The organism is Paraburkholderia sp. BL27I4N3, from assembly GCF_003386115.1.
GTDB lineage: Bacteria > Pseudomonadota > Gammaproteobacteria > Burkholderiales > Burkholderiaceae > Paraburkholderia.
This window is the reverse complement of record NZ_QREJ01000001.1, coordinates 7314482-7326747: the sequence shown is the minus strand read 5'-3', so window position 1 is coordinate 7326747 and position 12266 is coordinate 7314482. Positions and strand designations below refer to the sequence as shown.

General features: G+C 61.3%; 9 protein-coding genes and 1 pseudogene. 4 read left to right on the top strand and 6 right to left on the bottom strand.

Annotation, left to right across the window (positions count from 1 at the left end; genetic code table 11):
* Positions 1-235: 235 nt before the first annotated feature.
* Positions 236-697: a (2Fe-2S)-binding protein gene (locus B0G71_RS33220; RefSeq protein ID WP_116147206.1), complete on the bottom strand. Its 462-nt coding sequence runs from the start codon at positions 695-697 to the stop codon at positions 236-238.
* A 34-nt stretch (positions 698-731) separates the two neighbouring features.
* A complete protein-coding gene (locus B0G71_RS33215) occupies positions 732-3002 on the bottom strand; it encodes a xanthine dehydrogenase family protein molybdopterin-binding subunit (RefSeq protein WP_116147204.1) in 2271 nt (756 codons plus the stop codon).
* 377 nt (positions 3003-3379) lie between these two features.
* On the opposite strand from B0G71_RS33215, the gene B0G71_RS33210 reads away from it, so the two are divergent.
* Together B0G71_RS33210 and B0G71_RS42205 are read left to right on the top strand one after the other, a co-directional pair.
* On the top strand, positions 3380-3715 hold the full coding sequence (locus tag B0G71_RS33210) for a type II toxin-antitoxin system RelE/ParE family toxin (RefSeq protein ID WP_116147202.1): 336 nt from the start codon (positions 3380-3382) through the stop codon (positions 3713-3715).
* A pseudogene (locus B0G71_RS42205) lies at positions 3712-3984 on the top strand (helix-turn-helix domain-containing protein); the annotation flags it as partial. The gene B0G71_RS33210 and the pseudogene B0G71_RS42205, both read left to right, overlap by 4 nt.
* Positions 3985-4217: 233 nt before the next feature.
* Here the strand turns inward: B0G71_RS42205 and B0G71_RS33200 are convergent.
* The 4 genes from B0G71_RS33200 to xylA form a co-directional block, all read right to left on the bottom strand.
* Complete coding sequence (locus B0G71_RS33200; protein WP_116122382.1) at positions 4218-5417, bottom strand: sugar ABC transporter permease; 1200 nt, start codon at positions 5415-5417, stop codon at positions 4218-4220.
* Entirely contained in the window at positions 5414-6973 is a 1560-nt protein-coding gene (gene xylG, locus B0G71_RS33195; RefSeq protein WP_116147198.1) for a D-xylose ABC transporter ATP-binding protein, read from the bottom strand. Before xylG ends, B0G71_RS33200 begins: the two co-directional genes overlap by 4 nt.
* Positions 6974-7052: 79 nt before the next feature.
* Entirely contained in the window at positions 7053-8081 is a 1029-nt protein-coding gene (gene xylF, locus B0G71_RS33190; protein WP_116122384.1) for a D-xylose ABC transporter substrate-binding protein, read from the bottom strand.
* Positions 8082-8251: 170 nt separating this feature from the next.
* Entirely contained in the window at positions 8252-9574 is a 1323-nt protein-coding gene (xylA, locus tag B0G71_RS33185; RefSeq protein ID WP_116147196.1) for a xylose isomerase, read from the bottom strand.
* A 271-nt stretch (positions 9575-9845) separates the two neighbouring features.
* Here xylA and B0G71_RS33180 point away from each other — a divergent pair, with 271 nt between their 5' ends.
* Together B0G71_RS33180 and B0G71_RS33175 are read left to right on the top strand one after the other, a co-directional pair.
* The gene (locus B0G71_RS33180; RefSeq protein ID WP_116149100.1) at positions 9846-11063 is read left to right on the top strand and encodes a DNA-binding transcriptional regulator; all 1218 of its coding nucleotides are present in this window, start codon (positions 9846-9848) and stop codon (positions 11061-11063) included.
* A 33-nt stretch (positions 11064-11096) separates the two neighbouring features.
* On the top strand, positions 11097-12182 hold the full coding sequence (locus B0G71_RS33175) for an aldose epimerase family protein (RefSeq protein ID WP_116147195.1): 1086 nt from the start codon (positions 11097-11099) through the stop codon (positions 12180-12182).
* The last annotated feature ends 84 nt before the right edge of the window (positions 12183-12266 follow it).

Genomic DNA, 12266 nt, shown 5'->3' with positions numbered 1-12266 from the left:
TCAGTTTACGAATTATTTTTGATTGCCTTTCTTTTGCCTTTCAATTCAGATTAAATACATGTCACCAACCACTCATTACGGGGACCTGTATGTCGCAATTCATGAAAAGCGCAGCCACGCTCGGCGGCTGCATCGGCATTTTTACGGCGGTCGTCGCCGTGGTGGAATTGCTAGCAGGTTGAGCGTGCGCAGCGGACTCTTTCGTTAAGGGTGAACGCGAAACTCGTCGGCGGCGTCATGCGGGGCGGCGCTTTGCCGCCGCCTGGTGGATTGCCGCCCGTACCCTCGGATAGGTGCCGCAACGGCACACGATGTGCGACATCGCCGTGTCGATGTCCGCGTCGGTCGGCTTGGGATTGTGCTTGAGCAGTGCGCAAGCCGCCATCAGTTGAGCGCTCTGGCAATAGCCGCATTGCACCACGTCGAGATCGATCCACGCGGCCTTCAACGCTTGTGCTTCCGCACCCTGCAAACCCTCAATGGTCGTAATCTTCTGCGTGTGCAGGCTCGACATGAACGTCTGACAGGCGAAGTTCGGTTCGCCGTCGACATGGATCGTACACGCGCCGCAAATACCCACGCCACAGCCGAACTTGGTGCCCGTCATGCCGAGCTCGCAACGCAGCACCCACAGAAGCGGCATGTCCGGTTCGCTCTGTACCGCCACTGCCCGGCCGTTGATGTTCAGCGATCCCATGACTGTCTCCCTGTGTTCTTGAATTCGGCCTGCTTCACGCCAGTTTCAACGGCAGCGAGCGCAAGCGCTGGCCCGTCAACTTGAACACCGCATTAGCCACCGCCGGCGCGACCGGCGGCACGCCCGCTTCACCCACGCCTTGCGGATGCATCTGGCTCGGCACGATGTCCGTGTCAATCACCGGACAATCGTCGATTCGCACCACCGGGAAATCCAGAAAGTTTTTTTGCTGCACCTGGCCGTCGACGAGTGTGATCTCGTCCTGCAACGCGGTGGAGAGACCGAAGACAACCGCGCTCTCCATCTGCTGCCGAATCAGATTCGGATTCACCGGCATGCCGCAATCGATCACGCAGATCACCCGATGCACCCGAATCTTCTTACCCGGACCGATCGACACCTCCGCGACCTGCGCGACCACGCTGCCGAACGCCTCGTGCAGCGCGACGCCACGCGCGCGCGGCGCGCCGTCGGCGGCACGCGCTAGCGGATGCTCCCAGGCCGACAGAGCCGCCACGCGCTTTAACACCGCCAGATGCCGCGGATGCTGCTCGAGCAGTGCGGCGCGAAATGCCATCGGATCCTTGCCGGTCGCTACCGCAAGTTCGTCGGTAAAGCCCTCGGTGAAGAACGCCTGATGCGAGTGACCCACCGAACGCCAGAACCCGACCGGCACCGGCAATTCGACGATCTTGTGCGCGACGCGCGCAGCCGGCCATTCGTAGGGCTGATCGAAGGCGCCTTCGCAGGTGGTCTTGTCGATGGTAAGACGCGGCGCGCCGTAGTAGCGCGCGAGCGCTTCCGGCACGATCGCCTGACTTGCCGACGTGGCCTGCCATGCCACCAGTTTGCCGTCGTTGTCGAAACCGGCCTTCAGCCGCGACAGACACGCCGGACGATAGAAGTCGTGGGTGAAATCCTGCGCTCGCGACCAGAGCGTTTGCACCGGACGGCCCCCGCCTTCGCGCGCGATCGCCGCGGCCTGAGCGATGAAATCCAGCTCCAGACGCCGGCCGAACGCGCCGCCGAGAAGAAGCGTTTGCACGTCGACTTTATCCTCGTCGAGTTCCAGCACTTTCGCCACATGGTGCCGCGCGAGGCCGGGCATTTGCGTGGAGACCCAGACCGTGGCTGTACCGTCCGCGACCTGCACGGTGCAGTTGAGCGGTTCCACCGCGCCGTGCGCGAGATACGGCGCACGATATTCCGCGCTAAAGGTGCGCGTCGCGCGGGTCATGGCAGCATCGACGTCGCCGAGGCGGTAATAGGCGTGGCCGTCGCTGTCGTCGAGTGCTTGCGCGAGGTGGCGGTCCACGTCCGCGTTCGACAGCTTCGCCGCCGGGCCGTCGTGCCAGGTCGCGTCGATGGCGGCGACTGCGTTCATCGCGCGGAACGGGTTGTCGGCGATCACGGCGACGCCGCCGGTCCCGCCGCTGTACGGCGCGACGGCGAACGCCTTGAGGAAGCCCGGCAATTTGCCGGCGGCCGTCGCGTCGAATTTCGCCACCGTGCCGCCGAGCGTTGGACACATGACGACACTCGCGTAGAGCAGGCCGTCCGGCAGCGCGTCGATGCCGAAGCGCGCCGTACCGTTGATCTTCGACGCCGCTTCGATACGGCGCAGCGGTTTGCCGATCAGCTTGAAGTCGGCGGGATCTTTCAGCGTCACCTTGCGCGGCAGCGGCTGCTGCGCGGCCATCGACGACAATTCGCCGAAGCTCGCTTTATGCCCCGACGGGTGCAGCACCTGACCGCCTTCAGCGCGGCACTCACCGGGCGGCACTTTCCATTGCGCGGCCGCCGCGCCGATCAGCATGGCGCGGGCCGACGCGCCGGCTTCGCGCATGGGCGTCCATAGATCGTTGATGCTCGACGAACCGCCCGTCATCATCGTGCCGGCTTCGCGCACCAGCTTGCGGGTCATCCAGACGGTGGCGCGCTTGACGGTACTGTCGTTGTCGGGGCGAAACGGCAAGTCGTCGATGATGCTTTGCACGCTGTTGTAGATCCTGTCGATGGGCGAGTCTTCGACGCGCACCCGCGACCAGTCGGCGTCCAGTTCTTCGGCAAGCAGCATGGCGAGACCGGTGTGGATGCCCTGCCCCATTTCCGCCTTGCACATCATGATCGTCACGCTGTTGTCGGCGGCAATTTTGACCCAGCCGTTGAGCGCCACTTGCGTGCCTTGCGCCGGCAGCGGCATGGACGTGGTCAAACGCTGCCCCGGCGGCAGCACCGACCAGCCGACCAGCAACGCGCCGACAGCGCCGGCGCCGCCGAGCAGAAAGGTTCTGCGTTTCAACATGGCATGGTTCGATCAGCTTGCACGATGGCTGGAAAGCTGTGAGAGCGCGGGTCGGCGCCTGGCGTTGTTCCTCGGAATAGTAATAAGACGGGCCACGGATGTGGGACTTAAATGCGTGGGTCCAAGTCAGGGCGGCTTGGGGCGGGGGATAGGGAGGATGGCGGGGATGGGGGGTTGTCGTGGGGTGTTTCATTAAATGGGGGTGAGCAGGACGAAGTGCATTAGCCAGCGCGTCCTATTTGCGACGTTATCGGATTTCTGATCTGACTCAAATGTAGGCTGCGCGAAGCACGCAATGCTGTGAGTTCAGCGCAAAAATAGCAACTTCATCAAATTCTGCCGACTACCCTCTCATACAAATTTTTGTATAATCGTAAATGATCGATGCGAAGTCACTCAAGTTCTGCGGTAGCTCACTGGACGACTTGCGCGAGTTCCCGCTTTCGGCCCGACGCGACGCCGGCCATCAACTCGATCAGGTCCAGCGCGGTCGTGATCCCGACGACTGGAAACCCATGAATACGATAGGCCCAGGTACACGGGAAATTCGGATTCGCGACGCAAACGGTGCATTCCGGATCATTTACGTCGCAAAATTTGCAGACGCGATCTACGTGCTGCATTGCTTCCAGAAAAAGACGCAAAAGATCGGCAAAACGGATCTGGATCTCGCCGCCCAGCGCTACCGCGAAATGAAAGAGGTTAAGGCATGAGCAATCGAACATTTTCGAGCGTCTGGGACGCTATCGAAGACACGCCCGAGCAGGCGGAGAACATGAAGCTTCGCTCGGTGCTGATGATGGCGATCAAAGACCATATCGCCCGCACCGGCATGAGTCAGGCGGAAGCGGCCAAGTGCTTCTGCGTCACCCAGCCGCGCGTGTCCGATCTCATGCGCGGCAAGATCAATCTGTTCGCGCTCGACGCGTTGGTCAACATGGCGGTCGCGGCGGATATGCGTATCGAGATGCGCGTGCTGGACGGCCCCTCGAAACGCAGCCCAAGCGCCTCCGGCGATAAATCGGCAGCGCGCAAGAAGCCTGCTGCAGCCGCAAAAAAAACGGCAACTGCAAAGAAGCCGGCCACAAAGGCGCCCGCACGGCGCAGCAAGCTCGGCGCCGCCGTTGCCGCGCAGATGCGCTGATAGACAGCTCACGCGCCACATCAGTAGAAAACAGATGCGACGGCCTCGCGCCACCGCACCCCCCTTCCACCTCACCGCCGGTTCGACCCCGACACGACATCGATCCAAACGGCCAGCACGAGAATGCTGCCCTTCACAATCATCTGCCAATAAGCGTCGACGTCGAGCATCGACATGCCGTTGTCCAGGCTCGCCATCACCAGCGCGCCGATCAGTGCGCCGTAGACCGTGCCGGAACCGCCACGCATCGACGTCCCGCCGATAAAGCACGCAGCAATCGCATCGAGTTCGCCCATCGATCCCGCCGACGGCGAGCCCGCCGCCAACCGCGCCGTGTTCACGATGCCGCCGAACGCGCACATCAGCCCCATCAGCGCGAAGATCGCCAGTTTCACGCGATTGGTGTTGACACCCGAGAGCCGCGTCGCTTCGAGGTTCGAACCGACCGCGTAGATACGTCGCCCGAACACGGTCTGCGTGGCAATCCACGTAAAGATACCCAGCAACGCGAGCAGCAACAGCACCGGCACCGGAATACCGCCATACCGATCGAGCGTGGCAACGAAACCGGCGAGTATCACACCCGCGCCGACCACCTTCACCACGTCCTGCCAGACCGGCACCACGCGCAACTGATAACGCTCGCGATTGCGGCGCTGCCGTATCGTCAGAAAGGCGAGCAGCAGAAAAAGCACCACCGCGAGCGTATCGCCAGCGAGCCGCGGCAAATACCCTTGGCCGACAAACACGAAACTGTCCGACACCGGCGCGATCGTCGATCCACCGGTCACGCCGAGCAGAATGCCGCGATACGCAAGCATGCCGCCGAGCCCGACAATAAACGAAGGCACGCGCCGATAGGTGGACCACCATCCATTGAACATGCCGACCAGCACGCCGAGCAGCATCACCACGGGCAACGTGACGCCGATCGGCCAGTGCCGGTTGACGTCGAGTATCGCCGCCACGCCGCCGAGCAAACCGAGCAGCGACCCGACCGACAGATCGATCTCGCCGGCAATGATCACGAACACCATGCCGCACGCGAGCATGCCGGTAATCGACATCTGCCGCAGCAGGTTCGACAGATTGCGCGGCGTGACGAACGCGCCGTGCGTGAGCATCGAAAAGAAAATCCAGATCGCGGCCACGGCAATCAGCAGCGCGAGAATCTTGTAGCGCGCGAACAATTGCTGAATGCGCTGCGGACCGGCGAATGCGCCTCGCGGCGCGGCTTCGTCGGCGCGTTGGGAAGTAACGTCGGGCGTCATGCGGCACTCGCTGCGGTTGGGTTCGGGGATCGCTGCACGGGACGGATCGCGGCGCTGAGAATGTCCTCTTGCGTGAGGCCGTCGTTGATGAAATCGCCTCGCAACTCGCCTTCACCGATCACCAGCACGCGATCGCTGATGCCGAGCACTTCGGGCAGTTCGGAAGACACCATCACGATCGACATGCCGCGCTGCGCAAGTTGAAAGATCAGCTTGTAGATTTCATATTTCGCGCCGACGTCGACGCCGCGCGTGGGCTCGTCGAGAATCAGCACTTTCGGATTGGTCAGCAACATGCGTGTCAGCACGGCCTTTTGCTGATTACCGCCCGACAGACTCGCAATCGACAACATGGGATGCGCGGCGCGCACTGAAAGCCGTTTCATCTCCGTATGAATCGTATCGAGTTCGGCTGCGGAGTCGATCCGCCCGCCCGATGCGAAGCGCTGCAACACGGCCAGCGTGATGTTATGGCCCACGCTCAGCCCCGGCACGATGCCGTGGCGCTTGCGATCTTCCGGCACCATGCCGATGCCTGCGCGAATCGCATCGACTGGTGCGCGAATCTTCAGCGGCTTGCCGTCCATCACAACGGTCGCCTCGCTCACGCCCGGATACGCGCCGAAGATCGCCTGCATCAACTCCGTGCGCCCCGCGCCTACGAGACCGGCCACGCCGAGAATCTCGCCATGCCGCAGCGCGAACGACACGTCGTTCACACGCTTGCGGCGCGGATTGGTCACGTCGAAACAGGTGACGTGGCGCGCCTCGAAGATCACGTCGCCGATCGGATGCGGCTCGCGTGGAAACAGGTTCTTGATTTCGCGGCCTACCATCAACGAAATGATGCGGTCGGTGGTGAGCGCGCGCATTGGCTCGGTCGCGACATGACGTCCGTCGCGAATCACGCTGATCGTGTCGCACACGGCCGCCACTTCATCGAGCTTGTGCGAGATGTACACGCAGGCCACGCCACGCCGCTTCAGATCGCGCACGATGTCGAGCAGAATACGGATCTCGGAAGAAGTCAGCGAAGAAGACGGTTCGTCGAGAATCAGCAGCTTGGCGCGCTTGTTCAGCGCCTTCGCAATTTCGATCAACTGTTGATGGCCGCCGCCATAGTTCATCACCGGCTGTGCGGCATTGATTCCGCTGATGCCGAGTTCGCGCAGCAGTTCGTCGGCGCGCTGATACATCGCGGCATAATTCATGCGGCCGCCGGGCAGCGTGATTTCATTGCCGAGAAAGATGTTCTCCGCCACCGACAACTCAGGCACCAGCATCAACTCCTGGTGAATGATGATAATGCCGGCGCGTTCGGTATCGCGCACGCTGGCGGCTTTCAGCGGCTCGCCTTCCCAGATGATTTCGCCGTCCCACGTGCCCCACGGATACACGCCCGAGAGCACTTTCATCAGCGTCGATTTGCCCGCGCCGTTCTCGCCGCACAGGCCCACGCATTCGCCGGGCGCGACCGTGAGGTCGATGCCGTCGAGCGCCTTCACGCCGGAAAACGCCTTGACGATGCCGCGCATCGTCATGAGAGCTTGCGTCATTCGCTATGCCTCGCTGCAAGGCGCGCGACGGCGCCGACGCGCATGACACGCATCGAGGTCCGCCGCGCACACGTTACGCTCATTGGCTCGCGAGCTGGGCCTGGCTATAGAAGCCGTCCTTGACGACTACATCGACATTGCTCTTGGTGAGCAACGTGGGTTGCAGGAGCACCGTGTCGACTTTCTTCTTGCCGTTGTCGTATTGCGAGTTAAAGGCGGGTTTTTCACCCTTTGCAAGCGCCACGGAGAGCTTGGCGGCTTCGCCGGCAATCAGTTTCAGCGGCTTGTAGACGGTCATGGTCTGCGTGCCCGCAATCACACGTTTCACGGCCGCGAGGTCCGCGTCCTGGCCCGATACCGGCACTTTGCCCGCCATGTGCTGCGCGGCGAGCGCCTGGATCGCACCGCCCGCGGTGCCGTCGTTCGAGGCGACGATCGCGTCGATCTTGTTGTTATTCGCCGTCAGCGCATCTTCGACAATGCGCAGCGCCGTGGACGCGCTCCATTCCGGCACCCACTGCTGACCGACTACTTTGATGTCGCCTTTATCGATGGCAGGCTTCAGTACCTTGAGCTGACCCTCGCGCAACATCTTGGCGTTGTTGTCGGTCGGCGCGCCGCCGAGCAGGAAGTAGTTGCCCTTCGGCTGCGCGTTGTACACGCCTTGCGCCTGCAATTCGCCGACCTTCTCGTTGTCGAACGAAATATAGGCGTCCACGTCGGCGTCGAGAATCAGGCGGTCATATGAAACGACCTTGATGCCGGCTTTCTTTGCTTCGGCGACCACGTTGCCGAGCGTCTTCGAATTGAACGGCACGATCACGATGACATCGACGCCGCGCGAGATCAGGTTTTCGATCTGCGAGATCTGCCGCGCTTCGCTCGCATCGGCGGATTGCACCGACACTTTCGCACCGAGTTTTTCCGCTGCGGCGACGAAATAGTCACGATCGCGCGACCAGCGTTCGACGCGCAGATCGTCGATACAGAAGCCAATTTCCGGGTGATCCTTGCTTGCATGCGCGAGCGGCGCGGCAAGCGACAGGCTGGCGAGCACCGCTCCACATACGAGCGAACTCAATACGTTACGACGCGTTGCGAATTTCATCTCTGTCTCCTTCTTCTGATAGCCGGAATACCGGATTGGACGGTTTGCGCTGCGAGCCACAAGACCGGACAAGCGACAACCCAAAGCTTCCTGTTTCGCGCGGTCGACGTGGCCGCGCGATTTTTTTTTAGTGTTGCAACTTCTTGATGCACTGCTTCCTGAAACGCTGATCAACGTCCGCTGTAAATCGCCTGATTCACGATGTTTTCCATCAACTCCTGATGGCCGCTTGCGTGCTGCGGGTTCAGACCGCGCGCCATTGCGTCCTCAGCGAGCGCGGAGAGCGAATAATCGCCGGAAGAAATCTTGCGGCCCAACTCCGCATCCCAGCCCGCGTAGCGCTGACGTTTGAATTGATCGAGACGATCGTTTTCAATCAGTACCGCCGCGCGTTCGACGGCGAGCGCAAGGTTATCGATCGCACCAATGTGACCGTAGAACAGATCTTCCGGATCGACGCTTTGGCGCCGTACTTTCGAATCGAAATTCATGCCGCCGGTTGTGAAGCCGCCGTGCTTGAGAATTTCGTAGAAGGCGAGCGTCAGTTCTTCCACACTATTTGGGAATTGATCCGTATCCCAGCCGTTTTGCGGATCGCCGCGATTCGCATCGACGCTGCCGAAAATACCCAGCGCGTAGGCCGTGGCGATCTCGTGATGAAACGAGTGGCCCGCCAGCGTCGCGTGATTGGCCTCGATGTTCACGCGAATCTCTTTGTCGAGCCCATGCTGCAGCAAAAAGCCATGCACGGTCGCGACGTCGTAATCGTATTGATGCTTGGTCGGTTCCTGCGGCTTGGGTTCAATCAGCAGCGAGCCTTTAAAGCCGATCTTGTGCGCATGGTCGACGACCATATGCAGAAAGCGGGCGAGTTGATCGCGTTCACGCACGAGGTCGGTATTCAGCAAGGTATCGTAACCCTCGCGGCCGCCCCACAGCACATAATTATCGCCGCCGAGTCGTTGCGTCGCATCGAGCGCATGGCGCACTTGTGTCGCCGCAAACGCGAACACCTCCGGATCGGGACTGGTCGCGGCGCCGGCCGCATAACGGGGATGCGAGAACAGATTGGCCGTGCCCCATAGCAGCTTGATGCCCGTGCTTTCCTGCTTGCGCGCCAGATAGTCGGCAATGCGCAAGAAGTTCTCGCTGTATTCCTTCAGGCTCGATCCTTCGGGCGAAACGTCGGTATCGTGAAACGTGTAGTACGGCGTGCCGAGCTTCGAGAAGAACTCGAATGCGGAATCCGCCTTTTGCTGCGCTCGTTCCATTGCGTCGCCGGCCTGCTGCCAGGGACGTCGAAACGTGCCTTGCCCGAAAATATCCACACCCGGCCAGACGAACGTATGCCAGTAACATACGGCAATGCGCAGATGTTCTTCGAGCGTCTTTCCGAGTACCTTTTTGCTTTTATCGTAATGGCGGTACGCAAGCGGGTTATCCGATTGAGGGCCTTCGTAGCGGATCTCGGGAATGTGTTCGAAGTAAGACATCAGCGTCTCCAGTTTATGGTGCACCGCAACCCATGCGACGTCGCCGCGCCGGTTGACAAGGTGACGCCATGCTGCCGCTTGCACGATGCGTCGGCAATTGCGAAATTGCGCAGCGTGCTTGATGTTTCTTACCGCCCTTGATTTTGTTTCGCACCGGCGCGCGATTCGGGGCCTAGAATAACCAGACGCTTAAAACCGGTGCCGTTCAAATTAAGCATCTAACAGGAGACGAAGGCGCGACGGGTCATTGGCCCGCGCGCCGCTCACCGCCATGACCCGTCCGCAAACGCCACAGACGACCCATCGGATCGCACTGCTGTTCAACGCGAACAAGGTCTACGACCGCGAGATCATTACCGGCATCGGCAACTACTTGCTGTCCACGCGCGTGGCGTGGGACCTGTTCCTCGAAGAAGATTTTCGCTGCCGGCTGACGGGCATCGAACGCTTCGACGGCGACGGCATCATCGCGGATTTCGACGATCCCGCCGTGGGCGAAGCGCTGCGCGATTGTCCGTTGCCAGTGGTCGCCGTGGGTTCGTCGTTCGAAGATCCGGCGCACTATCCTCCGGATTTACCCTATATCGCCACCGACAACAGCAAGCTCGTCTCGCTCGCCTACACGCATTTGATCGGCGCGGGTCTCGAACACTTCGCGCTGTACAGCTTGCCGCAGGCGCAAGAGAACCGCTGGGCGCAACAGCGCGAACTCGCGTTCGCTCATCTGCGTAGCGCGGATGGACACAGCGCGGAGCAGATCGACGGCGAGATGTATCGCGGTCTCTCGACCAGCGCGCCGTCATGGAACCAGGCGACCGAACAGCTCACCGCGTGGCTGCGGGATTTGCCGAAGCCGGTCGGCATCATCGCCGTGACCGATGCGCGCGCGCGGCATCTGCTTCAGGCGTGTTTGATTGCCGGCATTCCTGTGCCCGAAGAAGTCGCGATCATCGGCATCGACAATGATCCGTTGACGCGCACGTTGACGCGTATTCCGCTTTCTTCGGTGATTCAGGGCACTGAGGAAATGGGCCGCACCGCGGCTCACCTCTTGCATCAGATGCTGCGTGGTGCGCGCTTTCCCGGGCGGCGCATTCTCGTTCCGCCTGTCGGCATCAACGTGCTCGAATCGACGAAGCACGAACCGCTGGCGAGTCCGTATGTGATGCGAGCGCGGCACTTCATTCGACAGTACGCGTGCCAGGGCATTCGCACCGAACAGGTTGCCGACTATGTGGGCGTGTCGCGTTCGTCGCTCGAAGAGTACTTTCGGCGCGAACGGCAGTGCACCGTGCACCAGGAAATTTTGCGTCATAAACTCGATGTCGCGAAAGCACTGCTGGCAAAGCGCGATGCGTCGAGCGCGGAAGTGGCGATCCGTTGCGGCTTTACGTCGCTGCAATACATGTACGCGGTCTTTCGGCGTGAACTCGGCTGTACGCCGCGTGAATACCAGGAGCAGGCGAATTCGACGTCCGCGCCGGGCTGAGCATGCCTATTCTCTTTTTTTCTCACTGACGACATGATCAGCATCGCACAACTTTCTTCCGAGCCGTGGGGCACATTGCGCGGTGGCGATTCCGTTCGACTCTTCACGTTGCGCAATGCGCACGGTATGAAGGTCGCCATCAGCGATCTGGGCGCGACGCTGGTCTCGTGGCATGCGCCGGATCGCGCCGGCGTGCTCGGCGATATCCTGCTCGGTCACGACACGCCCGCCGACTATGTGGCGGCCACCACTTATATGGGCGGCCTGATAGGCCGCTGGGCGAACCGCATTGCCGATGCGCGCTTCACGCTCGATGGCATCGAGTACACGCTCGACCGCAATGAAGGCGCGAATCTGCTGCATGGCGGCACGGTGGGTTTTCATCGCGCGCTGTGGGACGTGAGCGAGGACAACGGCGCGTTGCTCATGCGGCTGGAGTCGCCCGAAGGCGACGCCGGTTTTCCCGGCAACGTGACCACGCAGGTGCGCTACTCGCTCGACGACGACGGCACGCTGACCATCGCCTATGAAGCGATCACCGATGCCGCGACGCCGCTCAATCTGACGAGCCATCCGTATTTCAATCTCACGGGCCGGCCGGGGGCCGACATTCGCGGCCACGTGTTGTCGATCGATGCCGACCGCTTCTTTGAAGTCGATGCCGCGATGATTCCGTGCAAGCTCGCGGAAGTGGCAGGCAATGCCTTCGATTTCCGGCAGAGCGCGCCGATCGGCGCGCGGCTCGACTGGCCGCACGCGCAGTTGGCGACCGCCGGCGGCTTCGATCATTGCTACGTGCTGCACGATGCACGCGACGCCGGCAAGAACGGCGCCACTCCGCCGGTGCGCCAGGTTGCCTGCGCTTACGATCCCGGCAGCGGACGCGAATTGACCGTCTCGACCGATCAACGCGGCTTACAGTTTTATAGCGGCAACTGGTTAAAAGGCGACACAGGACGCGGCGGCGTTGCGTATCAAGCACATGCCGGTTTGTGTCTCGAAGCGGGCGGCTTTCCGAACCAGGTCAACATGGCTGAGCAGGACGAAGTGATCGTGCGAGCCGGCAGCACATATCGGCAAGTGACTGCATACCGTGTCGATGTACGCCAAGGCGTCTGACGCGATTGTTCACCTATTACGAACGACATTACATCACGCCGACTTACTGTTTGTGGCAACACTGAATTACCGCATCAGGGGTTT

Excerpts from the sequence above, each read along its gene's own strand:
- B0G71_RS33220 (WP_116147206.1), bottom strand. The coding sequence starts at position 697 with ATGGGATCGCTGAACATCAACGGCCGGGCAGTGGCGGTACAGAGCGAA.
- B0G71_RS33215 (WP_116147204.1), bottom strand. The coding sequence starts at position 3,002 with ATGTTGAAACGCAGAACCTTTCTGCTCGGCGGCGCCGGCGCTGTCGGC.
- B0G71_RS33210 (WP_116147202.1), top strand. The coding sequence starts at position 3,380 with ATGATCGATGCGAAGTCACTCAAGTTCTGCGGTAGCTCACTGGACGAC.
- B0G71_RS33200 (WP_116122382.1), bottom strand. The coding sequence starts at position 5,417 with ATGACGCCCGACGTTACTTCCCAACGCGCCGACGAAGCCGCGCCGCGA.
- xylG (WP_116147198.1), bottom strand. The coding sequence starts at position 6,973 with ATGACGCAAGCTCTCATGACGATGCGCGGCATCGTCAAGGCGTTTTCC.
- xylF (WP_116122384.1), bottom strand. The coding sequence starts at position 8,081 with ATGAAATTCGCAACGCGTCGTAACGTATTGAGTTCGCTCGTATGTGGA.
- xylA (WP_116147196.1), bottom strand. The coding sequence starts at position 9,574 with ATGTCTTACTTCGAACACATTCCCGAGATCCGCTACGAAGGCCCTCAA.
- B0G71_RS33180 (WP_116149100.1), top strand. The coding sequence starts at position 9,846 with ATGACCCGTCCGCAAACGCCACAGACGACCCATCGGATCGCACTGCTG.
- B0G71_RS33175 (WP_116147195.1), top strand. The coding sequence starts at position 11,097 with ATGATCAGCATCGCACAACTTTCTTCCGAGCCGTGGGGCACATTGCGC.